General features: G+C 70.6%; 19 protein-coding genes. 7 read left to right on the top strand and 12 right to left on the bottom strand.

Annotation, left to right across the window (positions count from 1 at the left end):
* Positions 1-4 precede the first annotated feature (4 nt).
* The 8 genes from DY218_RS33950 to DY218_RS33915 all read right to left on the bottom strand — a co-directional run bounded on the left by DY218_RS33950 (position 5) and on the right by DY218_RS33915 (position 9,633).
* Complete coding sequence (locus DY218_RS33950; RefSeq protein WP_128560039.1) at positions 5-1,006, bottom strand: substrate-binding domain-containing protein; 1,002 nt, start codon at positions 1,004-1,006, stop codon at positions 5-7.
* Positions 1,003-2,103 carry an ABC transporter permease gene (locus tag DY218_RS33945; protein WP_128560038.1) on the bottom strand — a complete coding sequence of 367 codons (1,101 nt, stop codon included), beginning with the start codon at positions 2,101-2,103 and terminating at the stop codon, positions 1,003-1,005. The genes DY218_RS33950 and DY218_RS33945 overlap by 4 nt, the downstream gene beginning before the upstream one ends.
* Positions 2,096-3,745, bottom strand: a complete 1,650-nt coding sequence (locus DY218_RS33940; protein WP_128560037.1) for a sugar ABC transporter ATP-binding protein — start codon at positions 3,743-3,745, stop codon at positions 2,096-2,098. The genes DY218_RS33945 and DY218_RS33940 overlap by 8 nt, the downstream gene beginning before the upstream one ends.
* Before the next feature lie 87 nt (positions 3,746-3,832).
* Positions 3,833-5,251: an L-fucose/L-arabinose isomerase family protein gene (locus DY218_RS33935; protein ID WP_128560036.1), complete on the bottom strand. Its 1,419-nt coding sequence runs from the start codon at positions 5,249-5,251 to the stop codon at positions 3,833-3,835.
* A 64-nt stretch (positions 5,252-5,315) separates the two neighbouring features.
* Complete coding sequence (locus tag DY218_RS33930) at positions 5,316-6,155, bottom strand: carbohydrate ABC transporter permease (RefSeq protein WP_128560035.1); 840 nt, start codon at positions 6,153-6,155, stop codon at positions 5,316-5,318.
* Entirely contained in the window at positions 6,145-7,029 is an 885-nt protein-coding gene (locus DY218_RS33925) for a carbohydrate ABC transporter permease (protein ID WP_233522040.1), read from the bottom strand. The genes DY218_RS33930 and DY218_RS33925 overlap by 11 nt, the downstream gene beginning before the upstream one ends.
* Positions 7,030-7,100: 71 nt before the next feature.
* Positions 7,101-8,465 carry an ABC transporter substrate-binding protein gene (locus tag DY218_RS33920; protein ID WP_128560033.1) on the bottom strand — a complete coding sequence of 455 codons (1,365 nt, stop codon included), beginning with the start codon at positions 8,463-8,465 and terminating at the stop codon, positions 7,101-7,103.
* Positions 8,466-8,529: 64 nt separating this feature from the next.
* On the bottom strand, positions 8,530-9,633 hold the full coding sequence (locus DY218_RS33915) for a glycoside hydrolase family 172 protein (RefSeq protein ID WP_128560032.1): 1,104 nt from the start codon (positions 9,631-9,633) through the stop codon (positions 8,530-8,532).
* A 291-nt stretch (positions 9,634-9,924) separates the two neighbouring features.
* On the opposite strand from DY218_RS33915, the gene DY218_RS33910 reads away from it, so the two are divergent.
* The gene (locus DY218_RS33910; RefSeq protein ID WP_128560031.1) at positions 9,925-10,944 is read left to right on the top strand and encodes a LacI family DNA-binding transcriptional regulator; all 1,020 of its coding nucleotides are present in this window, start codon (positions 9,925-9,927) and stop codon (positions 10,942-10,944) included.
* Positions 10,945-10,972: 28 nt separating this feature from the next.
* On the opposite strand, the gene DY218_RS33905 is transcribed toward DY218_RS33910, so the two are convergent.
* Positions 10,973-11,911: a TauD/TfdA dioxygenase family protein gene (locus DY218_RS33905; RefSeq protein WP_128560030.1), complete on the bottom strand. Its 939-nt coding sequence runs from the start codon at positions 11,909-11,911 to the stop codon at positions 10,973-10,975.
* Positions 11,912-12,385: 474 nt separating this feature from the next.
* On the opposite strand from DY218_RS33905, the gene DY218_RS33900 reads away from it, so the two are divergent.
* Positions 12,386-12,901 (top strand): AAA family ATPase, encoded by a 516-nt coding sequence (locus tag DY218_RS33900; RefSeq protein ID WP_128560029.1) that lies wholly within the window; start codon positions 12,386-12,388, stop codon positions 12,899-12,901.
* 52 nt (positions 12,902-12,953) lie between these two features.
* On the opposite strand, the gene DY218_RS33895 is transcribed toward DY218_RS33900, so the two are convergent.
* On the bottom strand, positions 12,954-15,002 hold the full coding sequence (locus DY218_RS33895) for an AfsR/SARP family transcriptional regulator (RefSeq protein ID WP_128560070.1): 2,049 nt from the start codon (positions 15,000-15,002) through the stop codon (positions 12,954-12,956).
* 125 nt (positions 15,003-15,127) lie between these two features.
* On the opposite strand from DY218_RS33895, the gene DY218_RS33890 reads away from it, so the two are divergent.
* On the top strand, positions 15,128-16,072 hold the full coding sequence (locus tag DY218_RS33890; RefSeq protein WP_128560028.1) for an alpha/beta fold hydrolase: 945 nt from the start codon (positions 15,128-15,130) through the stop codon (positions 16,070-16,072).
* 42 nt (positions 16,073-16,114) lie between these two features.
* On the opposite strand, the gene DY218_RS33885 is transcribed toward DY218_RS33890, so the two are convergent.
* A complete protein-coding gene (locus DY218_RS33885) occupies positions 16,115-16,936 on the bottom strand; it encodes a class I SAM-dependent methyltransferase (RefSeq protein WP_128560027.1) in 822 nt (273 codons plus the stop codon).
* A gap of 73 nt (positions 16,937-17,009) precedes the next feature.
* On the opposite strand from DY218_RS33885, the gene DY218_RS33880 reads away from it, so the two are divergent.
* Both DY218_RS33880 and DY218_RS33875 read left to right on the top strand, forming a co-directional pair.
* Complete coding sequence (locus tag DY218_RS33880) at positions 17,010-17,609, top strand: TetR/AcrR family transcriptional regulator (RefSeq protein WP_128560026.1); 600 nt, start codon at positions 17,010-17,012, stop codon at positions 17,607-17,609.
* Between the two features lie 108 nt (positions 17,610-17,717).
* A complete protein-coding gene (locus tag DY218_RS33875; protein ID WP_128560025.1) occupies positions 17,718-18,338 on the top strand; it encodes an L-threonylcarbamoyladenylate synthase in 621 nt (206 codons plus the stop codon).
* 27 nt (positions 18,339-18,365) lie between these two features.
* Here the strand turns inward: DY218_RS33875 and DY218_RS33870 are convergent, their stop codons facing one another.
* On the bottom strand, positions 18,366-20,633 hold the full coding sequence (locus tag DY218_RS33870; protein ID WP_128560024.1) for a SpoIIE family protein phosphatase: 2,268 nt from the start codon (positions 20,631-20,633) through the stop codon (positions 18,366-18,368).
* A 322-nt stretch (positions 20,634-20,955) separates the two neighbouring features.
* Here DY218_RS33870 and DY218_RS33865 point away from each other — a divergent pair, with 322 nt between their 5' ends.
* Both DY218_RS33865 and DY218_RS33860 read left to right on the top strand, forming a co-directional pair.
* Positions 20,956-21,999 (top strand): Acg family FMN-binding oxidoreductase, encoded by a 1,044-nt coding sequence (locus DY218_RS33865; RefSeq protein WP_128560023.1) that lies wholly within the window; start codon positions 20,956-20,958, stop codon positions 21,997-21,999.
* Between the two features lie 360 nt (positions 22,000-22,359).
* A complete protein-coding gene (locus tag DY218_RS33860; protein WP_128560022.1) occupies positions 22,360-23,574 on the top strand; it encodes a thiolase family protein in 1,215 nt (404 codons plus the stop codon).
* Positions 23,575-23,671: the final 97 nt, after the last annotated feature.

Genomic DNA, 23,671 nt, shown 5'->3' with positions numbered 1-23,671 from the left:
GGGGTCAGCCGGACTTCTTGCTCATGTCGTAACGCCCGTACACGTCCTCGGCGTTGGACTTGGTGATCTCGGTGGTGTCGAGGGTCTGCTTCTTCTGCACCGACTTGCCCTCGGCGAGTGCCGCCGCCGTCTCGGCCGCCTCCTCGGCGCCCGTCGGGTACAGATAGGTGGCGATCATCTTTCCCTGCTGGACGGCGCGGATGCCGCCGTCGGGGATGGCGAGTCCGTCGATGCCGATGAAGTCGATGTCCTTGGCCTTGCCGGCTCCGGCCGCGGCGGACTGGGCGCCGATCGCCATGGGGTCGTTGTGTGCGTACACCAGGTCGATTCTGGTGCCGCGCTGCAGCCACTGCTGCATGATCTTGGTGCCTTCGGGCTGCAGCCATTTGCCCTCGCGCTGCTCGACGACCTTGATGTCGTCGTGGCCCTTCAGGGCGTCCGCGAAGCCCTTGTGGCGTTGCTTCTGCGGGTCGGTGGAGAGCAGTCCGCGGATCTCGGCGACATTGCCGCCGTCCGGAAGAGCCTTGATCGCGGCCTCGCCGGCCTTCTTGCCGATCTGGTAATTGTCGCCGCCGATGAAGGAGTCGTAGCAGTCGGTCTTGACGTCCCGGTCGAGGATGATGACCGGGATCTTCGCCTGGCAGGCCTGCTCGACGGCGGGGGTGAGCGGGTCGGGTTCGTTGGGCGAGACGATGAGGACGTCGACCTTCTGCTGGATGAACTGCTGGACCTGGCTGACCTGGCGGGCGTTGTCCTGTTCGGCGTCGGCGATGGGCAGCAGCTTGATGTTCTTGTGCTGCTTGGCGAAGTACCGCAGTTGCTTGTTGAGTTGGGCGCGGTACGGCTCGGCGTTGTTGGCCTGCGAGTAGCCGATGGTGAAGGTGGACTTGTCGCCGTCCTTGCCCGAGCCGCCGGTGCCGTCGTCGGTCTTGGAGGCGCAGCCCGCGCTGAGTGCGAGGACTGCTGCCAGCGCGGCTGCGGCTGCTGTGCGCGGTGTACGGGTCATGGTGCGGTCTCCTTCTCAGCCGGGGTGAGTCGGTGGCGCAGGGTGCGCAGCAGTCCGGGGCGCTGCAGCACGACGGCGACGACGACGATGAGTCCCTTGATGACCAGTTGCCAGTTGTCGCTGACGGCGTTCAGGCCGAGGACGTTGTCGAGCAGGGTGAGGATCAGGGCGCCGACGAAGGTGCCGATGATGGTGCCCTTGCCGCCGGCGAGTGAGGCGCCGCCGATGACGGCGGCCGCGATGGCGTCGAGTTCGTAGGTGTTGCCGGCCTGGGGGTCGGCGGACACCGAGTAGGCGGCGTCGATCGGTCCGGCGAAGCCGGCGAGCATGCCGGAGAGGGTGAAGACGGCGATGACGACGAGGGTGACGTTGATGCCGGAGAGGCGGGCGGCCGTCGGGTTCCCGCCGACCGCGTAGATGTGCCGGCCGAAGGCGGTGCGGGACAGGATCAGGTGGAAGACGACGCAGACGACGACGAAGGCGAGCACCGGGTAGTAGACGCCGTCGGGTCCGAGGAAGCCGACGCCGACGTTGTGCCCGGGGGTGCCGAGCGACTGGAACGCCTCGGCGTTCTCGGTGAGTTTGCCGTCGGGTCCGGCGACGGTGGTGCCGACGGACTGGTTGTCGGACATCTGGCGGTCGAGTCCGCGGGCGATGGAGAGCATGGCCAGGGTCATGACGAACGACTGGATGCGCAGGACCGAGGTGCCGACGCCGTTGACGAAGCCGAAGGCGGCGCCGATCAGCATGCACAACGGCACTATCTGCCAGACGGGCATGTCGTGGTTGGCGAGCATCATGGCGGAGGCCATCGAGGCGAAGCCGAGCAGGGATCCGACGGAGAGGTCGATGCCGGCGGTGAGGATGACCAGGGTGACGCCGACGGCGAGGATGCCTCGGGAGGCGAAGTTGCCCACCGCGTTGGTGAGGTTGGTCTGGTCGAGGAAGGTGTCGCCCTGGGTGGCGATGCCGATGGCCACGATGAGGACGAGGCCGATATAGCTCTGCAGGGAGCCGAGCCAGGGCAGCAGGCGGCGGGCACGGGTGCGGACGTCGGGGCTGCCGTTCTGCGTCTGCTCGGGCAGGGTGTCAGTCATCGCGGCTCCCGTCGGTTCGGGGAGACGCCCCTGGGGCGTCCGTGATCGTGGTGCCGCGCCCGGCTGCCGCTGCAGGGTCGCCGTCGGTGACGGTCTCGCGGGCCATCGCCGCGGTGAGGATCGACTCCTGGGTGGCCGGCGGCCCGTGCGCGGGGTCGCGGTGGAACTCGCCGGTGAGGCGGCCCTCGCAGAGCACCAGGATCCGGTCGCACATGCCGATCAGTTCCGGGAGTTCGGAGGAGACGGCGACGATGGCGGTGCCCTGGGCGGCGAGCCGGTCCATCAGGGCGTGGATCTCGGCCTTGGCGCCGACGTCGATGCCGCGGGTCGGCTCGTCCATCAGGAGCACACTCGGTTCGGTGAGCAGACAGCGGGCGAGGACCACCTTCTGCTGATTGCCTCCGGAGAGGTCGGAGACGGTGGACTCCAGGCTCGGGGTCTTCACCTTCAGATGTGTCATCTGTGCGGCCACAGCGGCCCGTTCGCGTCGCCGGCTCACGGTCCGCCAGGCGGTGCGGTAGCGGGTGAGGGCCGCGAGGGAGCCGTTGAAGCGGACGGTGTTGCCGAGCACCAGGCTCTGCTCCTTGCGGTCCTCGGCGACCAGGGCGAGTCCGCGGCGGATCGCATGGCCGGGCGTGCGGGGGTGGTACGGCTTCCCGTCGAGGGTGAACCGCCCCCGTACCCGGGGGCCGTAGGCGCCGAAGACGGCCTGCAGGAGTTCGCTGCGCCCTGCGCCCATGAGTCCGGCGAGGCCGACGATCTCGCCGGACCGTACGGTGAGGTCGATGCCGTGCAGGGCTGGTCCGCCGGACGGGTCGGGGCGGGTCAGGCCGCTGATCTGCAGGCGTACGGGGCCGTCGCTGTGCTGTTCGGGGCGACGCGGGAAGAGTTCGCCGAGCGGCCGTCCGACCATCAGGCGGATCAGTTCGGCGCGGGTGGTGTCGGCCATGGTGCGGTGTCCTGCATGGCTGCCGTCGCGGAGCACGGTGACGGAGTCCGCGACGGCCTCCAGCTCCTCGATGCGGTGCGAGATGTAGACGATGCCGACGCCCTGCGCGGTGAGTTCGCGGATGACGGTGAAGAGGCGCTGCACCTCGGCGTCCGCGAGGGCCGAGGTCGGCTCGTCCATGACCAGGACCCGGACGTTCAGGCTGAGCGCCTTGGCCACCTCGATGAGCTGCTGCTCGGCGATGCGGCAGTCCTTGACGAGGCGGCGTGGCGGGGTGTCCAGGCCGAGGCCGGCCAGGAGTGCGGCCGCTCTGCGGTCCATGGCCTTGCGGTCCACGGTGCCGCGCGAGGTGCGGGGCTCGCGGCCGAGAAGGATGTTCTCGGCGGCGGAGAGTCCGGGGACGAGATTGAGTTCCTGGTGGATCATGCCGATCCCGTGGCGGGCGGCGTCCTTGGGGCGGTGGATGTCGACGCGTTCGCCGTCGCGTTCGATGACGCCCTCGTAGTCGGAGTGCAGCCCGGCGAGGATGTTCATCAGGGTGGACTTGCCGGCGCCGTTCTCGCCGAGCAGGGCCACCACCTCGCCGGAGTGCACGGTCAGGTCGACGCCCTTGAGGGCGCGTACGCCGGGAAAGGACTTCGCTATGGCGCGCATCGCGAGCAGCGGTGGCGCGGGCGGCACTTCGCTGGTCATGGCCGGATGGGCTCGCCTTCGGTGAGGGGGCGCGCGGGCGGGCCCCGCGCTGGGGCCCGCTGTTCGCGGCGGGAGGGGGAGGACTCGCTACGCGGCGTCGCCGAACCCGTCGTAGCGGATGCCGAGTTGGTCGCAGACGGCGCGCAGGTCGGCGACGTGGTCGCCGGGGACCGCGTGGATGTGGTTGGAGCCGAAGCGGGTGAGGAATTCCTCGGCGGGCGCCTGCAGTCGGGCGAAGGCATGCGGCCACTCCCAGGTGGAGGCGCGCATCATCCGCTCGTCGGTCTCGGCGCCGTACGTCTCGAACGAGCCGCGCATGACGTGCATGCGGTACGCGCCGTCGGCCCGGGTGAGCCGGGCGAAGGTGAGGTCACCGGGGGCGGCGAGGTGCTGCACGGAGGCGCCGCCGGCCGGGAAGTAGAACACCTCGGGCAGGAAGTTGACCTTGCCCAGGTTCTCCAGCGGATCGTCGGAGCGGGCGGCGTACCAGGTGGCGTGCTGGCCGGAGTTGCAGAGGTCCCAGACGTCCTTGTCCTGGTGGTAGTGGCGCACGTCGGCGAAGAGGACGGGGTCGCCGGTGAGCAGCTTGAGGAGCTGCATGGTGAGGGCGCCGTCCATGTCGGCCTCGGTGGCGGTGACATGGGTCTGCTTGGGGCCCTCCCAGTCGTAGGGGTCGTTGAGGAAGGCCTCGGCGATGTCCATCGTGCAGAAGTTGGCGGTGAGTTCGGGCTGGCCTTTGATTCCGGAGAAGTCCAGATTCCATTCGGCGATGAGTTCCTTCATCGCGTAGTACGAGCGGATCTGGCGTTCCAGGAGTTCGGGGGTGAGCCGGTCGCCGTCGTAGTGGACACCGGCGGAGTGCTGTTCCAGCCAGAGGCGGCCCTGCTTGACCAGGGAGGCGTCCGCGTTCTCGGCGCGGCGGACGATCTCCCACTGGTCGATCTCCTCGACGTCCACGCCGAAGGTCTTCATCCACTGGTCGGTGTTGGCGGTGGCGGTGTACATCCCCATGGGGCGGCCGCCGATGCGGCCGAAGGTGGATCCGCGCAGGCCCTGCACGGCGGCTCCCGCCCTGACCTGGGAGAGGATGCGGCTCCGGGTGGCGGGGTCGTGCAGATCTCCCCAGGCGCGGGCGTGCACACGGCCGATCTGGTCGAGCGCCCCGCCGCCGGCCAGCATGCCGACCATGCCGGGGAACTGCGGGTCGATGTTCGCGACCATCAGGATCGGGCCCGGGGTGGCCTCGGCGGCGAGCATGGTGAAGTGCGGGAACGTCCACACCGAGTGATGAAAGATCGTCAGATCCACGTGCTGGTCGGCGAGATGGCGGGCCTGGGACGTGGCGAGGACGTTGGACTCGACGTGCTCGGGAGCGGTCACGACCTCGTGTCCGGCCTCGACCAGCATCGCCGCCAACTCCTGGGCCGCGCGGGTCACATGCTCGCGTACGTCGCGCTGCACATAGTCCCGGCCGTCGGAGATAGACAGCAGACCGATGCGTGCCATGAATGGCCTCCAAATGCGTGGTGGGTCCTGCGGCGGTACGTGGTGCGTACGGGGTGGGCCGTGGTCACTTCAGGCCGGAGGTCTTGATGGACTCGACCATCTGGCGCTGGAAGAAGACGAACACGGCGATCATGGGAAGGGCGGCGACCATGGTCCCGGCCAGGATGTAGTTGTAATTCGACGAACTCTGGCTGGCGAACTGGGCGATGGCGGTCTGGATGACCTGCAGTTTCGGATCCGTGGTGACCACCAGGGGCCAGACGAACGCATTCCAGTTCGCCAGGAAGAAGAAGATGGCAAGGGCGGAGAGAATGGGCCGGGACATCGGCAGCACGACGTTCCAGTAGACGCGCCAGTGACTGCAGCCGTCGACGATCGCCGCCTCTTCGAGTTCGCGCGGAAAGCCGAGATAGAACTGGCGGAGCAGGAAGATCCCGAAGGCGTTGAAGATGGCAGGGACGATCAGCCCCGCGTAACTGTCGAGCATGCCCAGCTGCCGGACGACCATGAACAGCGGGATCAGGACGACGGGCGCCGTGATGAGCAGGGTGGCGAAGATCAGCGTGAAGATCTTCTCCCGTCCGGGAAAGCGCAGCCGGGCCAGTGCGTAGGCCGCCATGGAGTGGAAGAAGAGCGCCACCACGGTGATGACGGCGGACACGAAGAAGCTGTTGAAGAGATAGCGCCCGAAGTCCACCTCGGTGAAGACGTAGACGAAATTGTCGAAGGTGAATTCGGTGGGGATGAGTTTCCCGTCGTTGACGGTGGCACGGGTCTTGAACGAGGACGTGACCATCCAGAGGAACGGGAAGAGGGTGATCACCGACATCAGGACCGCGAGTACGGTGAGGCCGGCCCGGCCGGTGAGCCGCCGGCGAGCGGCGACGGGATTGCTAGCGGTCATCGTCGAACCTCCCGCTCCCGGTCACCTTGAAGATGACGGCGGAGAACAGCACCATCACCAGGACGAGGAACGACCCCATCGCCGAGGCATAGCCGTACTCGCCGAATCCGAAGGCCTGGGTGTAGATGTAGTAGATCGCCAGCGAGGTGCCGTTCGCGGGCCCGCCCTGGGTCATGGTGAAGATCAGATCGAGGCCGCCGGTCATGGCCGCCACGGTGGACATGATGAGGACGAAGAAACTGGTGGGCTTGAGCAACGGCCAGGTGATGGAACGGAATTGAGTCCAGGGCCCGGCTCCGTCGATGCGCGCCGCCTCGTAGTATTCGCTGGGGATCTCCTGCAGACCGGCGAGGAAAATGATCATGTAGTAGCCCATCATGACCCAGACCATGATGGCGATGACCGTGCCGAGTGCGAGGGCCGGTTCACCGAGCCAGGACTCGCCGTCCATTCCCAGGGCGTGCAGCGATTTGTTCACGACGCCGACCTGGTCGTCCAGCATGAATTTCCACAGCAGGCCGACCACGGCGAGGCTGATCATGTACGGCAGGAAGAGTGCCGTACGGAAGAATCCGGTGCCGGGCAGCCGCTGTTTCATGAGGAGTCCGAGTGCGAGGCTCACGCAGAACAGCACCGGGACCAGGACCACCACATAGATTCCGGTGATCTTCATGGACTCCCAGAACATCGGGTCCTGGAACATACGCTCGTAGTTGCCGAATCCGACCCATTCGTACGAGCCGAATCCGCTGACCTGGAAGAAGCCCAGGACGATGGAGAGCAGCATCGGGATGCCGACGAAGAGCAGCAGCCCGAGGCCGTCGGGGAGGATGAAGAGTCCGGCCGCCAGCCATTCACGGTGCTTGCGGCTCATACGGTTTCGGCCGGGGCGTGCGGGAGCGGCCGTATCCGTCTCCCGGGCGCGTCCGGGTGCGGCGACACTGGTCATATCAGGCTCGCCCCCTGGTAACTCTTCATGAAGGCCTCGATGGATTCGGCGGCGCGGGTCACGGCTCCGTCGACTCCCTTGTCGGCGAACATCACGCCTTGCACGGCATCCGACACCGCCTTGTACACGACGGGCGGGAATCGGGGTTCGGCACGGCCCTCGGGTGCGATGTCGTCCTTGAATTTCTTCATCGCCCAGAAGTCGTAGCCGCCCTTCTCCGCACCGCGTTCCACGGCGGAAGTGCGCGGCGCGATGTCCGACTTGACGCCGGTGCACCACTGGACCATCCGGTCGACACATCGTTCGTCGGTGCGGCCGAGTGCCCAGCCGCAGAATTCGGCGGCCTGCTCGGGATTGCCGCCCTTGGCGTTGGCGGCGAAGGACCAACCGCCCAGTGCGGTGGTGTACTTGCCACCCGGCGGGACGGGAAGGCGGAAGATGCCGTACTTGAACTTCGGGGCGTACGCCTTGAAGCTAGACACCTGCCAGATGCCCATCTGCCACATGCCGACATTGCCGGTCTTGAAGGCGCTGACGACGTCGCCGGCGGCCGGGAGTGTGCGGGGCATGATGCCGTGGCGTACCGCGTCGCCCCACAACTGGAGTGCCTGGCGGGCCGCCTTGGAGTCGAAGACCACCGTGCCCCCGGCATCGACGACGTCGCCGCCGCCCTGCCAGAGCCACGGGTACCACATGAAGTTCTGCAGATAGCCCGGGTTGGTCTCGACGACGAACCCGGCCCGGGTACGGGTGCTCAACTTGTCGCCGGTGTCGAGGAGTTGGTCCCAGGTGGTGGGGATGTCGGCCTCGGAGAGTCCCGCCTTCTCCCAGGCGCCGACGTCGTACAGCATGGCGAGTGGCTCGACCTCCATCGGGAGGGCATAGACCTTCCCGTCGACCATCCGGCTGTTCAGGACGTCGCCGTAGTCCTCGACCACCCCGTCGTCGAGGTGCGGTGTGAGGTCCTGCAGGACGCCGCCGTTGGAGTAGCGCAGGAAGTCGCCCGGGCTGAGCAGGAAGATGTCGGGGCCAGAGCCAGTGGCGAAGGCGGAGGGCACCTTGAATCCGTTGGTGTAGTCCCCGGTGGGTACGAAGACGAGGTCGACCTTGACCTCATGGGTGGCGTTCCACTCGGCGACGAGGTCGGTGAACCACTTCGCCTGGGCGTTGACCGCCGGGTCCGGGTTCTTCTGCGGGCCGTAGAAGTTCCAGAACGTCAGCCGCTTCCCGTCGGCCTTGGCCGATCCCCCGCAGCCGCTCAACAGGGGTGTACTCGCCGCGGCGGCCGCTGCACCTGCCGCGGCGCCGAGGAAGCGGCGGCGGGTGGGCGGCGGAACGGCACCTTTGCCGTCCTTGAGCATGGCCTGGCTCCCGTCTCTGGCTGGTGACTGGTGATTCCGGTGTGTGCCGAGGCGCCGGAGCGCCTCACATATGGGTGTCGACCTCGAGGTCCAGGAGGTCCGGGGTGACCGGCGGCGAGGCCGGCGCGGGCCGGTCCAGGTAGTACAGGGAGGTCGATGCGATGTCGTCGTGGTTCTGCCGGTAGCGGTGCGGCAGTCCGTTGCCGTGGCCTCGCGCGATGCCCAGGCACTGCACGGTGACCCGCAGGTCCTCCTGGAAGCGCACCGGATCGAGGACGTGCCAGCGGTACATCCCGAAGCGCTGCTGGCTGTCGTAGAGGCCATCGGGCCGCAGGACCTGGTTGAGACCGAGGTAGGGGGTGGTGAACTCGGTGTATCCCTGGCCCGGCACGTCGAAGTTCCAGGCTCCGCCGAAGTAGTCCTCGGTGCCGGTGCCGCAGATGGTGGGGAACTCGTCGTCGCCGTCGAGGAAGAACTTCAGCTCGCCCTCGCCCCACCAGCCCGGACTGTTCACGGCCCAGGCCAGATAGGTGCCGACGTAGCTTCCCGCGCCCTGCACTCCGTCCAGGAGTACGTGGTCCACTCCGGGCGTGACCGGATTGCTGCGGCGCCACTGCGCGTGGAAGTACGCGGCGTCGTCGGCGACTTCGCCGAGCTCGTAGTCGATCTGGTAGTAGAGCGTCATCTGCTCGGCGGCCAGGTTCTCCAGGGTGATCCGGGCCCGGCGGCGGAACGGCATCGGCCAGTACGCGTTGAACCCGCCGTTCGGATTGGCCGCGACCGGGATGGAGGAGACCTGGCTGAAGCGGTTCCAGCCGTTGCAGAAGAAGTCCCCGAGCGGCACCTCGACCGCGGGGGTCTCCTCACCCTCCCAGTACAGGCGCAGCAGGGTCTGCCGCCAGGCGGCGTGCGGGGCCGTGGTGCACCAGATGTGGCGCAGGGTGCCCGGCCCGTCGATGTCCGCGAGCAGCACGGTCTCGCCGGCGGCGATGTCGATGCTGGGAGACACCTTCCAGCCACGGCCGAGCCGGGACGCGGCCGGCGCCCCGGTGCCTTCGGTGGCCATCCCGCCCGCGCCCTTGGCTCCGGTGAAGTTCTCCGCGCTGATGGACCGGCTGACGCCGCCGGTGCGGCGGGCCAGATCGTCGAGGCCGAACGTGGTGCTCATCGTCGATGACTCCAGGAATTAGATGTCTGTTGAAATCGATTTCACGCACTGCGGGTAGAACTCAACCCAGTAACTACAGCGGGTTGTTGGCTAGATCCCCCCTCGGCCAGGCGCCCGCCCCGGAGGATCTCTTGAAATCCATTTCACGTGAACGTAAAGTTCAGGCCAGACGGTGTCAAGGGGTCAGGACGCCCCGACGTCCCGCCGTACGGCAGGGCGGAGAATGACGGGCATGACACCCGGTGCGCGGTCAACTCCCGCGCCTGATCGAGGGGTTCGGGTACGGGAACAGTGACGACGATCAGCGATGTGGCCCGTGCGGCCGGAGTCTCCCCCGCGACGGTGTCGCGCGTCTTCAACGGCGGACGGGTCACCGCGGAGCGCGCCGAGCGGGTGCGCAGGACAGCAGCGGAGCTGGGCTTCGCGCCCAACCGGGTCGCGCGCAGCCTGCGCAAGCAGCGGGCCAGCGTGATCGGCCTGATCATCCCCGACATCGAGAACCCGTTCTTCACCTCGCTCGCCCGGGGCGTGGAGGACGCGGCTCAGGAGACCAACCTGTCGGTGGTGCTGTGCAACACGGACGAGGACGTGGACAAGGAGCGCCGCTATCTGGAGATCGCGGCGGCCGAGCAGATGGCCGGCGTGATCGTGGCGGCTGCCTCGCGCAACCGCACGGATCTCTCACTGCTCGCCGGCCGCGGCATGCCGGTGGTGGCGGTCGACCGCCGGCCGCGCGGCGCCTCGGTGGACGCGGTGATGGTCGACAACCAGCACGGCGGCGAGGAGGCGACGGCCCATCTCCTGGCGAGCGGGTACCGCCGTATCGCCTGCATCGCCGGGCCGGAGGGCGCCTCCACCTCGGAGGAACGCCTCGCGGGCTACCGGGCGGTGCTCCGTGACCAGCTGCGCGAGGCGGGCGAGGGCGGCGAGCCCTCCCCCGAGTACGTCCGGCACGGCGACTTCCGGGTGGAGGGCGGACGCGCGGCGATGACCGAATTGCTCGCGCTGCCCGAGCCGCCGGACGCGGTCTTCGTGGCGAACAACCTGATGACGGTAGGCGCGCTGGCGGCCCTGCGCGAAGCGGCCGTAGAACCCCCGGACTTCGGGGTGCTGTCCTTCGGTGACGTGCCGTGGGCCTCCCTGGTGCGGCCGTCCCTGACGACCGTCCAGCTTCCGTCGTACGACCTGGGCTGGACGGCCGCCGGGCTGCTGCAGGACCGCATCGCGGGCACCGACCGGTCGCTGCAGACGGTGGTGCTGCGCACGGCGCTGCAGGTGCGGGAGTCGACGTCGGGGCCGGTGACGCGCTAGGCGGCCGCTGTCGTGGTGGGCGGGCGGATCAGTAGGGCCGGTCCCCCGCGATGGCGACGCGTTCGGCGATGCGCGGTGCGTCGCCGTAGTCACCGACCGCGTAGTGCTGGGTCGCCCGGTTGTCCCAGAAGGCGACGTCGCCGGGCTGCCAGTGGAAGCGGACCTGGTACTCGGGCACGTGCGCCTGCTGGACCAGGAGGCGCAGGAGTTCGTCGCTCTCGGCGCGCTCGAGGCCGGCGATGCGGGTGGTGAACGAGGTGTTCACGAAGAGCGTCCGCCGCCCGGTCTCCGGATGTGTGCGCACCACCGGGTGTTCCACCGGCGGGAACAGGTCCTGGTGCCGGGCGAGCCGCTCGGGCCCGTAGAAGCGCTGGAAGCCGGGGATGAAGTCGTGCACCGCCCACGCCGCGTCGATGCGGGTGCGCACATCGGCGGGGAGGTTGTCGTACGCGGCCGCCATGTCCGCCCACATGGTGTCGCCGCCGGTCGGCGGGACCTCGCGCAGCTGCAGTACGGCACCCATGGCGGGGCGCTCGCGGAAGGTGACGTCGGCGTGCCAGACGTTCTCGAAGGTGGGGATCCCCGCGGCGCTCTTGTCGAAGCGGACGACCTCCTCGCTGTCGCCGGCCTCGAGCAGTGGATTGGTCTCCAACTCTCCCCAGTTGCGGGCGAATTGCTGCTGCTGGGTCGAGGTCAGGTGCTGCTTGCGGAAGAAGAGCACCTTCCATTCGAGCAGGGCACGGTTCAGTTCCTCGCGGATCTCGTCCGGGACGGGCTGCTTGAGGTCGAGGCCACGGATCTCCGCGCCGATGGTGACGCCGAGCGGCACCACCTCGAAGTGCTCGTACGGCACCGGCTCGGCGCCCGCGGGCAGACGGTGCAGGACACGCCTGCCCTCGTAGAACGCGTGGTCCGGGATCCTGGCCTCACGCAGGGTGGGTACGGGCCTGATTGCGGTGGTCGACATCTGACACTCCGGGGGTCGGTACGGGGGGTGACGGGTCTCGGGACGGTGCGCGGAGCTCGTCGCGTGCGGGTGCATGTGGTGTCGGGTGGGACCGTACGGCCGGTGGCGCACCCGGCACATGTCAGGTGTTCGCCCCGCGTGCGGTCCCGGCGATCACCGGACACATGCAGTGACTGACCCGCGACGCCCTTGCGGCGGAAGGAGATCGACCCGTCGAAGGCGGGCCCGGCGCTCAGCTGCGCCTGTGATCACGGCCGAGGGGCCGCGCTGAGAAGTTCGCTAGAGACCGCAGCGCGCACAGCCGCAGCGGTCGGGCACGAGAGCCGATCCGGGGGCGTGGACGAGGTTGGCGAACATGGCGCCATCCTGGGGTGCGAACCCCCTTCAGGTCAAGATCGGGTCCCGCACCGGGCCCGTACGGTGGCCCTCCGCGGCAGAGCGCGTGCGGGACCGGGCTCGTGCGAGGGTGGCCCCATGCTCATCGTGATGGCAGGGCTGCCCGGTGCGGGCAAGAGCGCGGTCGCCGGGGCGCTCGGCCGCGAATTGGCCGCGCCCGTGGTGTCCGTGGACCCGATCGAGGCGGCGATGTGGCGTGCGGGGGTGTCGCGGGAAGAGCCGACGGGGCTTGCGGCGTACGTGGTGGCCGAGGCCGTGGCCGACGACGTGCTCGCACTCGGCCAGGTGGCGATCGTGGATGCGGTCAACGCGGTTGCGGCGGCCCGGCAGCAGTGGCGGTCGCTCGCCGCCCGGCGTGCTGTCCCGGTGGCGTTCATCGAGGTGGTGTGCTCGGATCCGGTCCTGCACCGCCGCCGTCTGGAGGGCCGGGTCCGCGGTATCGAGGGTTTCGCCGATCCTGCCTGGGAGTCGGTGGAACGACTGCGGGACGAGTTCGCCCAGTGGTCCGACGGCCGTCTGGTGCTCGATGCGGTGGACGATCTGGCGGCCAATGCGACGAAGGCTCTGGAGTATCTGCGCCGTCTGCCTGACTGATTCCTGAGACGTAGCAGTGACCCACCGTCATGTCCGTTCAACTCCGCTTGTTTTAAGGGCTGTTGAGCGCTCGGTCGAGTTCTGCCAGCTGCGCGGCGACCGGGCCCATGGTGAGTACGCCACTTCCCGCTCCCGCGAGTTCCGCGGACGCCGGTGCCAGGTGCCGGCGGATCCTGCGCGCGGCGGCCCGGTCGCCGAGGGCGAGCGCCGCACGGGCGAGCAGGCACCACAGAGCCTCGGCCAGCAGATCCTGGGGCGGATCGGGTGCCTCGGTCAGGGCCCGCGCGGCTTCGGCCCGGCGACCTGCCGTGCTCAGGAACAACGGACGCGTCCACGGCGCATAAGGGCCCAAGTCCTCGCCGAGGAGTTCCTGCGGTACGGGCAGGCCGCGTGCCAGGCGCAGGCACAGGAGGGCAAGTGGGAGCAGCCCGTGCTCCATGCCGGGCATCCCGGCGCCGTCGAGTGCCGCCGCAGCCGTCCGGCACTCTTCGTCCGCCGCCGCGACCGGGATCGTCTCGTCGGCCGCGCTGCGCAGGGCTCGGTACCAGAGGGTGAACACCCGGACCAGCGGCACCTCATGGCGCTCCGCGAGCCCTTCGGCCGCTCGCGCATGGTCGTCCGCGGCGCCGAACTCGCCCAGGGCGCCGAGGGCTTGGACGTGTACGAGGTGGCCGAGGATCTCGTACGGCGCCAGCGCGTGGCGGGTGGCCAGGGCGATGAGCTCGGTGCCGATGGCGGCGCGGCGCGGGGCGAGGCCGGTGCGCTCGAAGGCCTGCATGTACTGGGCGTTGAGCGCATGGGCGAGGAGCGCGGGGTCGTCCAGGCGGCGTGCGATGCGCTCCGCCTCCGCGGCCGCCTGGCGGGCCCGTTCCCGTGCCGGACCGCCCGGCGTACTGCCGCCCCGGCACTCCACTGCGATCGTGGCGAGCAGTGCCCCGCGGGCGGCGTCATGGCCGTCGGCCGGCAGGGCGTGCAGGGTGCGTTCGGCGGCGGCGACGATCCGGGCGGTCTGCCCGGGATCGTCGACGCTCGTCCAGACCGCGGGTACGTCATAGCTTCCGATGACGCGGGCGGTCAGCTCGGGGTCGCCGAGCGCCTCGGCCGCCTCGACCGCCGCGACCCGGTGGCGGCGGGACTCCTGCAGTCCGCTGCCGCCGGTGACGGCCAGGCTTCTGAGCAGTCCGGCAGTCGACTCGAGCCGCGCGCGGGCGTTCGCCGGCACGCTCCGGTCGTACGCGGCGGCTGCCCGGGCCCACACCTGGTCGGCGGGGTCCGGCACGGATGCCGGGTCGTCGGGGTGCGGTGCACTGCTGTCAGCGGCGGGGCGGGGCGGATCCGGGCGCGGGTCGAGATGCGGGGCCTGGCGGAGCATGTCCTGCTCCAGACCGCGCAGCGCCGGCCCGGGGTCCACGCCGAGCTGCGCCACGAGCAGGCCGCGGGCGCGACGCAGGACGGCGAGGGCGTCGCCCTGACGGCCGGTGCGGTACAGGGCGAGCGCGAGCAGACGCCAGGCGTCCTCCCGCCAGGGATGGTCGGTGACGTGCGCGTCCAGATCGGGGACCACCCGGCCCGCGTCGCCGAGTGCGAGTCGGGCCTCGGCCTGTCGCTCGACGGCGTGCAGGCGCAGTTCGTGCAGTCTGGCGCGTTCGGCGCGGGCCCAGGGTTCGTCGGCGTACTCGGCGTAGGCCGGGCCGCGCCACAGGGAGAGCGCCTCGTCGAGGGCGGCGGCCGCGTCCTGCGCGGACGCGCCGGCCGCTGTCGCGACGAGGGACTCGAAGCGCCGGGCGTCCACACCGTCGGTGCCGGTCCGCAGGGCGTATCCGGGCCCCTCGGTGACCAGCAGCCGCGCGGGGGTGCGCGGCGGACGTTCGGGTTCCAGGGCGCGGCGCAGTGCGGCGACGAAGGTACGGACGGCTCCGACGCCGTCGGCGGGCGGCTCCGGCCACAGGTCCTCGACGAGCCGGGCGACGGGTACGACTCGGCCGCGGGCGAGCACGAGCCGGGCCAGGACGGCCCGGTGCCGTGGGCCCTTCAGGCCGATCGTGCGGCCGTCCGCGTCCCAGGCGGTGACGGGCCCGAGTACCCCGAAGGTGACCTGCACCGCGTTCCGCCCTTCCACCGACCCCACCGCTGATCACAGCCGTTCGCCCAAGGTAGCGCGCTCATCCGTTGCTCATCGGCCGGAGGAATGCTGGACGGACCCGGTCACCGAACGAGGAGTACCGCATGACCACCCCGTCGCCCCTGCCGTTCGAAGAGCCCTCCGCAGAACATGCGGAACAGGCGGAACATGTCGAAGGCTCCTTCGAGGGATTCGAGCTGCGGCGGGTGCCCGTCGCGGACGGGGTGTCCCTCAACGCCGCCGTCGGCGGCGCGGGCAGCCCCGTCGTCCTGCTGCACGGCTTCCCGCAGACCCACCTGATGTGGCGGCACGTCGCGTCCGCGCTGGCGGCCGAGCACACGGTCGTCTGCCCGGACCTGCGCGGTTACGGGGCCAGCGACAAGCCCGCGGTCCGCGACGGGACGGAGTACGCCAAGCGCACCATGGCCGCCGACGTGGTGGCCCTCGCGGCGGCGCTCGGCCACGACCGCTTCGCGCTCGCCGGGCACGACCGGGGCGCGCTGGTCGCCCTGCGCGCGGGACTCGATCACCCCGACGCCGTCACACATCTGGCCTGTCTCGACGTACTGCCGACCCTCGACATGTGGGACGCGCTGCACGGAGTGAGCGCCGCGGTCGGCTTCCACCTGTATCTGATGGCCCAACCCCCGGGGCTGCCCGAGCAGTTGATCTCCGGCGCTCCGGATGCGTTCTTCGGCCACTTCCTGGACGTGTGGACGCAGGACCCGGCGGCGATTCCGGCGCGGGTGCGGGCCGCCTACCTGGCCGCGTCCCGCGACGCGGTCGCCTCCGTCGTGGCCGACTACCGCGCCTCGGCGGGCATCGACGTCGAGCACGACCGGGCCGACCGGGCTGCGGGACGCACCCTGCGGATGCCCGTGACGGTGCTGCAGCAGGACTGGGGTGCCTCACTCGGCTACGACGCGTCCGCGCTGTGGCGCGCCTGGGCGCCGGATCTGCGGCATCGCACCGTCGCCGCGGGGCACTTCATGGCCGAGGAGGACCCGGCCCTGGTCACCGCGGAACTGCGCGCGCTGCTGGCCCGCTGACCGCGAGGCGCGGCGGGGACGTCACGGTGGCGCCGTACGACCTCACGGGAGGCGGCTCGCCACGACGGCGAGCGTGGCGTACCGCATGGTGAACCGCCCGCCCATCGCGTCGATGGCCTCGCCGACGCCGGCGAGCGCCTCGGCCCGCTGCTCCGCGGTGAGCGGTGTGAACGCACCGGTGGTGGGGAGCTGGTCGAGCCAGGCTTCCCTGGAGTAGGTGAACTCCCAGTCCTCGCGCCATCGTTCGGGCTCGGCGAAGGCGCCGGTGCCGCGGATGCCGTCGGCCGCCGTCTCGCACATCAGGCCGTACCCGTCCACCGCGGACCCGGAGATGCCACGCAGCGCCAGGGAGTCCGGTGCCACCCGGCGGAACACCTCCGCGAAGGCTTCCGTGAGGGCGGCGGGAGGTTCACCGGCGTTCCAGAACAGGGCGAGCGTCCCCCGCGGCCGGAGCAGCCGGGCAGCACGGTCCGCGCCGGTCGCGGGATCGACCCAGTGCCAGGTCTGGCCCGCGACCACCGCGTCGAAGCTGCGGCCGTCCGCGGCCCAGTCCTCGAAGCGTCCGACCTCCACGTCGAGGCCGTTCGCACGTGCCACTTCGGCCATCCGCTCGTCCGCGTCGAGCCCCTGGACGCGGCAGCCTTCGGCCGCCAACTGCCGGGCCACGATGCCCGTTCCACAACCGACGTCCAGGACGTCGGGGCCGGGTGCCGAGTCGGCGATGCGCCGGAGCAGGGCTTGCGGATAGCGCGGTCTCGCACGGTCGTAGCGGGCGGCCTCGGCGCCGAAGGACTCGGCGACGCTGCGATGCCGGTGGGTCTCGGCGGGGTCCGGGTCCGGCTGTCGCGCAGGTAGAGTGGGCATGCGCCCACTATGAGTGGGCAGATGCCCACTCGTCAATCGGGCGGGCGGAACACCAGTAGCGAAGGAGGCCCGGATGCCCACGGGTGTCGCGATGCAGGACGTGCGCCGGCAGTTGTTCGACGCGGCCGAGCGGGTGCTGCTCGACGCGGGCCCGAGCGCCCTGACCAGCAGGGCGGTCACGGTCGAGGCAGGCTGCGCGAAGGGCGTGCTGCACCGGCACTTCGCCGACTTCGACGACTTCCTCGCCGAGCTCGTCCGCGACCGTACCGCCCGTGTCGAGGGGCGGTCCGCCGAACTGAACCGGGGCGCGGGCACCGGCGACGTCGTCGACCGGCTGACGCACGCGCTCACCGACCTCTTCGGCACGGCAGCCGTGGCCGTCGTGGGTCTGATCGTCTCCCGCGACACCCTGCGCACCAGGCTGCGCGAGACCACCCCGGTCGGCATTCCCCTCCTGACCGAGGCCACCGCAGTGGTCGCGTCCTATCTCGCCGCCGAGCGAACCGCGGGCAGACTCGCGCCGGATGCCGACATCGAGGCACTCGCCCCCACCCTCATCGGCACCGCACACCTGCTGTTCGCCGACCGCCTCGCCGGCCCGCCGGCTCCCGACACCGTCCGCCGCGCGGTCGCAGGCGTACTGTCCGGCGCCCTGGCCGCTCAGGAGTCCTGAACTCCCACCCGGCGTACGGGAGAACCCGCCGGCGGACGGACCGCTCGGACGGGTGGAGTGAGAGCCGGCGGGGTCGGTGCACGGCAGGTGGTCACGTACGCTCGGCGGATGGCGAAATACTTCGACGTGCACCCCGAGAATCCTCAGCGGCGCACCATCAGCACGGTGGCCGAGAGCATCCGCTCCGGCGCACTCGTCGTGTACCCGACGGACTCCTGCTTCGCACTCGGATGCCAGCTCGGCAGTCGCGAGGGACTCGACCGGATCCGTACGATCCGGCAGCTGAACGACCGTCACCACTTCACCCTGGTCTGCCAGAACTTCGCGCAGCTCGGTCAGTTCGTGCAGATCGACAATGACGTCTTCCGCGCCATCAAGGCGGCCACGCCGGGCAGTTACACCTTCATCCTGCCGGCCACCAAGGAGGTTCCGCGCCAGCTCCTGCACCCGAAGAAGCGGACGGTCGGGGTGCGCATCCCCGACCATGTGGTCGCCCAGGACCTGGTCGCCGAGCTCGGTGAGCCGCTGGTGTCCAGCACCCTGCTGCTGCCGGACGAGGAGGAGCCGATGACCCAGGGCTGGGAGATCAAGGAGCGCCTCGACCACGTGGTGGACGCGGTGGTCGACTCGGGCGACTGCGGGACGAGCCCCACCACGGTGATCGACTTCTCCGGTGGCGAGGTCGAGATCGTACGACGGGGAGCGGGCGACGTCTCGCGCTTCGAGTAGCCGCACATTGGCGGCCCGTTCGGCCGTTCAGGGGCGGCGGATGAGCAGGATCGCGATGTCGTCGCCGCCGGTGTCCGATTCGCTCGCAGTGGCGACGATCTCCTCGGCGAGCGCCTCCAGGCCGGCGTCACCGTCGTCGCGCCCGTCCCGTCGGGCCCAGTCTGCGAACACGGCGCAGACCCGCGAGAGCGCCTCGTCGTAGGACCGTCCGGGTCGGTCGACGAGTCCGTCGGTGTAGAGCAACAGGGTGCTGCCCGGCACGAGTTGGCCGTGGAAGACGGGATAGCGGTCGTCGGGGGCGAAGCCGAGCGGCAGTCCGCCGGCCACCTCGAGTTCACAGACCGTGCCGTCGGCGGCCGCCTGCAGCGGGCGCGGGTGCCCGGCCCGTACCACCTGCAGATGGCCGGTGCCCGGCGTGACGTCGACGATGCAGCAGGTCGCGAAGCGTTCGGTGTCGAGGCCGTACAGGGTCTGGTTGCCGCGCCGCATCAGATGCTCCACCCGGTAGCCGTCCGACGCGTGTGCCCGCAGCGCGGTGCGCAGTTGACCCATGACCGCGGCGGCCTGCGCGCTGTGGCCCTGCACATCACCGATGACCAGGGACGCGCCACCGTCCGGGCGCGGCAGTACGTCGAACCAGTCGCCGCCGACCTGCATGCCCTGCGAGGCCGGCAGATAGCGCGCGGCGACCTGGAACTCCTCCAGGCGCGGAAGGGCGCGCGGCATCATCAGCTGCTGCAGGTCGGTCATCCGGCGCCGGCGCAGATCGGAGAGGCGGGCGCGGGCCAGGGACTGGCCGAGGATCCCGGAGACCGCGGTGGCCAGGGTCTCCTCGTCGGGGCTGAAGCGCTTCGGGTGGTCGTAGGCGATCAGACAGGTGCCCACCATGCCGTCCGCGGTGGCCAACGGCAGGAAGACGAAGGCCTGGAGGTTCTCGACGGGCTGCAGCTCCGGGGCGGGGAACCGCTCGAGGAACGCCCGGCGCGTCTCGAAGAACAGCGGATGGCCGGCCCGCAGCGCGGCCTGCAGCGGGTTGTCGCGGACCCGGCCCACCTCGGAGAGGCGCTTCAGGGCCTCGGGCGGATAGCCGGCCGAGCCCTCCAGGATCAGTCGCCCCTCCTCGACCATGTGCAGGGCCAGCGCCCGCGCCCCGAGCTCGGGGAGCACGATGTCAATCATCGTGGCGAGCACGTCCTGCGGCGAGAGGGCCGCGGCGAAGGCCTGGGTGACGCTGAGGTACACCGCCCGGCGGGCCTCGCGCCTGGCCTCGCGTTCGCGCTGGGCGGTGGCGTCCCAGGCGACGCCGATGACGGACTGCGGACGGCCGTCGACGGACCGCTCGACGATGCCCTTGGCCTCGATCCAGTGCAGCGATCCGTCGGGCCAGACGACCCGGTAGACGAGATGGCAGTCCTCGGTCTGCAGACTCTCGGCCAGCTCCTCCTGTACGCGTTCACGGTCGTCGGGATGGACCACGGCCAGGAAGGTGGCGAGCCGGGCGTCGAACGTGTCGGGAGACAGGCCCATCAGGCGGACCACCCGGGCGTCCCAGACCAGCACGTCGGAGTCGACGTACCACTGGAAGGAGCCCAGTTTGCCGCCCGCGAGGGCCAGTTCGAGGCGGACCTGGTCGCGGGGCTGGCCGGCCACCGCGTGGCCGCCGGGGAGCCGGGCCGCGGTGCCCGCGGGGAGTCCGGCACTCTGTGTGACGAGGATGTCCTCGAGGCGGTGGGCGCAGACCGCGGCGACCATGCTGATGAGCTGCTCGTCGGCGAGGTCGGGGGCGTAGGACGGCGACAGGTGCACCACGAGTGCGCCCAGACAGCGGTCGTCGACGAGGAGCGGCTCGGCGATCACTCCGACGGGGTTCCTGAGTGCCGCGAGATCCGGGTAGCGGGTCTGGAAGTCCTCGGCCGCGGCGCGCACGGAGCGTCGTTCGCGGACGGCGACGGACGCGGGCAGTTCGGCGTCGGGGGCGAGCGCGGGGAAGCGTTCCACGACCGCGGGGTCCAGATTGCGGTTCGCGGTCATCCGCAGCCAGCCGTCGTCCTGGGTGACGAAGAGGGCACCCGCCCGGGCCTCGATGCTCCCCAGCGCGCCGAGCACGGAACCGAGCAGGCCGTCCGGGTCGGCACTGGCCAGCATCCGCAGCACGGTCCCCCGCTCGACGGACACCCGGCCGTCGGGCGAGCCCGGCGGCGTCCCGGGTGCGGATGCACGCCGGTGTCCCGCGCTTCCGGCGGGCTCCGGGGCCGTCGTCGCGGAATCGGCGGGCTCGTCGGGGTCGGCTCTCACGGCTGCGGAACTGCTTCCTGTGAACTGAGGATCCTGTGATCACTGTAGGAATACCGGGGCATACGTGCCAATGGACGGTAAAGCGGACGGGCGAGCGGCGCGGCGGCGCGAGGGCCGCGACCAGGGCCACAAGTCCCGAATCGGGTGGGCCTTTTGCCGCTCACCGCGTACTTACTGCCCTGTCGGGACCGGACCATCCGATGCGAAGTTGAATGTTGTACGAGATGCTCGTACTGCACGGTTGCAGGAACTCGTACGGCACGGTTGTGGGAACCGGCCGTCGCCGGCGCCACCGCGGGCGCCGCGAACGCCAGGAGGAGCGATGCCATTCCGCCGTCGGACGCCCTCGCCCGCCCTCGATGCCGATCAGGTCGCCGAGTTCGTCCGGGCGGCCACGACGGCGCCGTCCCTGCACAATTCGCAGCCCTGGTTGTTCCGCTACGACCGGCGACGCGAGGTGCTGCAGGTGCGGGCCGATCCGTCCCGGCGGATGGCGGCCGCCGACCCTTCGCTGCGGTCGCTGCACATCAGCGTGGGCGCCGCCCTGTTCAATCTGCGAGTCGCCGTGGCCCGCTCGGGGCGCGTGCCCGAGACCCGGCTGCTCCCCGATCCCCGTGACCCCCTCCTGTCCGCCGAGGTCCACCTGGGCGAGTCGCTCGCGGCCGCGGCCGATGAGGGGGAGCCGGCGCGTGACGTCCGTGAGCTGAGCGATCTGCATCCCGCGCTGCTGCGGCGGCACACGAGCCGCGCGCCGTTCAGTGACGAGCGTGTCGCCCCGGCCCTGCTGGACGGGCTGCGCGGGGCGGCGCTCGTCGAAGGCACTCGGCTCGCCTTCCCCGACCCGTTCCACTGCCAGACGATCGCATCGCTCGCCGCCGAGGCCGAGATGCGGGAGTCCGACGATCCCGCGCGGCGGGCCGAGCTCGGGCGATGGACCGGTGACCCGGCGGTCGGTGGCGGCCGCCGGCGCGACGGCATCCCCGCCTTCGCCTTCGGGCCGCGGCCGCGCGGTGGTGGGGCGCCGGTGCGCGATTTCGATCCCACGGGTGCCGGGCCGCTCCGGGAGTCGGTGCGCTTCGAGGAGTCTGCTCAGCTCGCGCTGATCGGGACGGTGCGCGATCGGCCCGAGGACTGGCTGCGGGCGGGGCAGGCCATGGAGCGTGTGCTGCTCAGGGCGACGCTGGACGGGCTCGCCACGTCGGTGGCCACGCATGTCCTCGAGGAGGACGGGATTCGGTGGGCGGTGCGGGATCCCTCGGCGGGGCTCGGGTTCGTTCAGATGGTGATCCGTTTCGGGTACGGGCCGGAGGGGCCGGCGACGAGGCGTCGACGGGTCGACGAGGTCCTGTCGTTCACCAACGGGTAGGGCGAGCCCCCCGGGGGGCATCCTTCAGGAGGTCCGGCGCTTCTTTCAGCCGGTCCGGCGATTGAGGACAAGGCCGTCCAGGCCATCTCTCAGCCCGCCCGGCGTTTGAGGGCATCATTCAGCCCGTCCGGCGATTGAGGACAAGTCCCGTCCAGGGCCGTTCCGGTTCCAGGCATCGGCCTGGCGGCCTCGTCCTCAAACGCCGGACGGGCTTGTTTTGTCGGCCTGGCGGCCTCGTCCTCAAATGCCGGACCGGCTGAATTGGCCAGGACGACCCCGTCCTCACGTGCCGGGCGGGCTTGATTTTGGTCCGGTCACCCCGAAAGCCTGTGCCAACAGACCTCGTGAAGGAGCCGCCCGATGAACCAGCCGAGCAGGGACGTCTACATCGTCGACGCCGTCCGAACCCCGTTCGGCAAGTACGCCGGGAGCCTCTCCCCCGTACGCCCCGACGACCTTGCCGCACACATCCTGCGGGCCCTGCTCGACCGTTCACCGGACCTCGACCCGGGCCTGATCGGCGACATCTACTACGGGAACGCCAACGGCGCCGGCGAGGAGAACCGCAACGTGGCCCGCATGGCAGGCCTGCTCGCCGGCCTCCCGGTCTCGGTGCCGGGCGTGACCGTGAACCGCCTGTGTGCGAGCGGCCTGGAGGCCGTCGTGCAGGGCGCCCGCGCCATCGCGCTCGGCGACGCTTCCGTGGTCCTGGCCGGCGGCGTCGAGTCGATGTCCCGCGCCCCCTACGTACTGCCCAAGTCCGGCCAGGCCTTCCCGGCCGGCCACACCGAGCTGTACTCGACCACGCTCGGCTGGCGGATGGTCAACCCGCGGATGGAGCCGCAGTGGACGATCCCGCTCGGCGAGTCCGCCGAACTCATCGCCGACAAGCACCGGATCACCCGCGAGCAGCAGGACGCCTTCGCCCTCTCCTCGCACCGCAAGGCGGCAGCGGCGCAGGCGGCGGGGCACTTCGACGGTGAGATCGCACCGGTGGAGGTGCCGAAGCGCAAGGGCGACCCGGTGCTCGTCGACCGCGACGAATGCGTGCGCGCGGACGCTTCGGCGGACGCCATGGGCAGGCTGAGGCCGTCGTTCCGCGAGGACGGCGGTACGGTCACGGCGGGTAACGCCTCTCCGCTCAACGACGGTGCGTCCGCTCTGCTGCTCACCGACGAGGCCGGTCTGAAGGCGGTCGGCCGCGAGCCGCTCGCCCGGATCTCGGCGACCGGGGTGGCGGCCGTGGAGCCGCACTGGTTCGGTCTGGCACCGGTGCCCGCGGTGGAACGGGCCCTGACGAAGGCGGGCCGGAGCTTCGGCGACCTGACGTCGCTCGAGCTGAACGAGGCGTTCGCCGCCCAGGTGCTCGGCTGCCTCGCCGAGTGGCCGGAATGCGACCCTGACGTGGTCAACCCGTTGGGCGGCGCGATCGCACTCGGCCATCCACTCGGTGCATCCGGGGCCCGTCTCGCGGGCACCGCGGCGCACCAGCTGGCCGCGGCGGGCAGCGGCACGGCGGTCGCGGCGCTGTGCATCGGCGTAGGGCAGGGCCTGGCACTGGTCCTGGAGCGCTGACGGCCGGGCCCCGTGAATCAGCCGGCCTGGTGAGTCGGCGGGTCCTCGCCGATGATGGACAGAAGGGACGTATGCCCCCTCTGTTCGCCGGGGCGGA

Source organism: Streptomyces triticagri (assembly GCF_003429565.1).
GTDB lineage: Bacteria > Actinomycetota > Actinomycetes > Streptomycetales > Streptomycetaceae > Streptomyces > Streptomyces triticagri.
Note: the sequence above shows the minus strand (reverse complement) of the source record. Positions and strands in the feature narration are given on the sequence as shown.

What these genes read in the sequence shown, in the direction of transcription:
- DY218_RS33860 (WP_128560022.1), top strand. Translation starts at nt 22,360, where the DNA reads ATGAACCAGCCGAGCAGGGACGTCTACATCGTCGACGCCGTCCGAACC.
- DY218_RS33900 (WP_128560029.1), top strand. Translation starts at nt 12,386, where the DNA reads ATGCTCATCGTGATGGCAGGGCTGCCCGGTGCGGGCAAGAGCGCGGTC.
- DY218_RS33930 (WP_128560035.1), bottom strand. Translation starts at nt 6,155, where the DNA reads ATGACCGCTAGCAATCCCGTCGCCGCTCGCCGGCGGCTCACCGGCCGG.
- DY218_RS33875 (WP_128560025.1), top strand. Translation starts at nt 17,718, where the DNA reads ATGGCGAAATACTTCGACGTGCACCCCGAGAATCCTCAGCGGCGCACC.
- DY218_RS33890 (WP_128560028.1), top strand. Translation starts at nt 15,128, where the DNA reads ATGACCACCCCGTCGCCCCTGCCGTTCGAAGAGCCCTCCGCAGAACAT.
- DY218_RS33880 (WP_128560026.1), top strand. Translation starts at nt 17,010, where the DNA reads ATGCCCACGGGTGTCGCGATGCAGGACGTGCGCCGGCAGTTGTTCGAC.
- DY218_RS33940 (WP_128560037.1), bottom strand. Translation starts at nt 3,745, where the DNA reads ATGACCAGCGAAGTGCCGCCCGCGCCACCGCTGCTCGCGATGCGCGCC.
- DY218_RS33935 (WP_128560036.1), bottom strand. Translation starts at nt 5,251, where the DNA reads ATGGCACGCATCGGTCTGCTGTCTATCTCCGACGGCCGGGACTATGTG.
- DY218_RS33865 (WP_128560023.1), top strand. Translation starts at nt 20,956, where the DNA reads ATGCCATTCCGCCGTCGGACGCCCTCGCCCGCCCTCGATGCCGATCAG.
- DY218_RS33905 (WP_128560030.1), bottom strand. Translation starts at nt 11,911, where the DNA reads ATGTCGACCACCGCAATCAGGCCCGTACCCACCCTGCGTGAGGCCAGG.
- DY218_RS33925 (WP_233522040.1), bottom strand. Translation starts at nt 7,029, where the DNA reads ATGAGCCGCAAGCACCGTGAATGGCTGGCGGCCGGACTCTTCATCCTC.
- DY218_RS33920 (WP_128560033.1), bottom strand. Translation starts at nt 8,465, where the DNA reads ATGCTCAAGGACGGCAAAGGTGCCGTTCCGCCGCCCACCCGCCGCCGC.
- DY218_RS33885 (WP_128560027.1), bottom strand. Translation starts at nt 16,936, where the DNA reads ATGCCCACTCTACCTGCGCGACAGCCGGACCCGGACCCCGCCGAGACC.
- DY218_RS33915 (WP_128560032.1), bottom strand. Translation starts at nt 9,633, where the DNA reads ATGAGCACCACGTTCGGCCTCGACGATCTGGCCCGCCGCACCGGCGGC.
- DY218_RS33945 (WP_128560038.1), bottom strand. Translation starts at nt 2,103, where the DNA reads ATGACTGACACCCTGCCCGAGCAGACGCAGAACGGCAGCCCCGACGTC.
- DY218_RS33950 (WP_128560039.1), bottom strand. Translation starts at nt 1,006, where the DNA reads ATGACCCGTACACCGCGCACAGCAGCCGCAGCCGCGCTGGCAGCAGTC.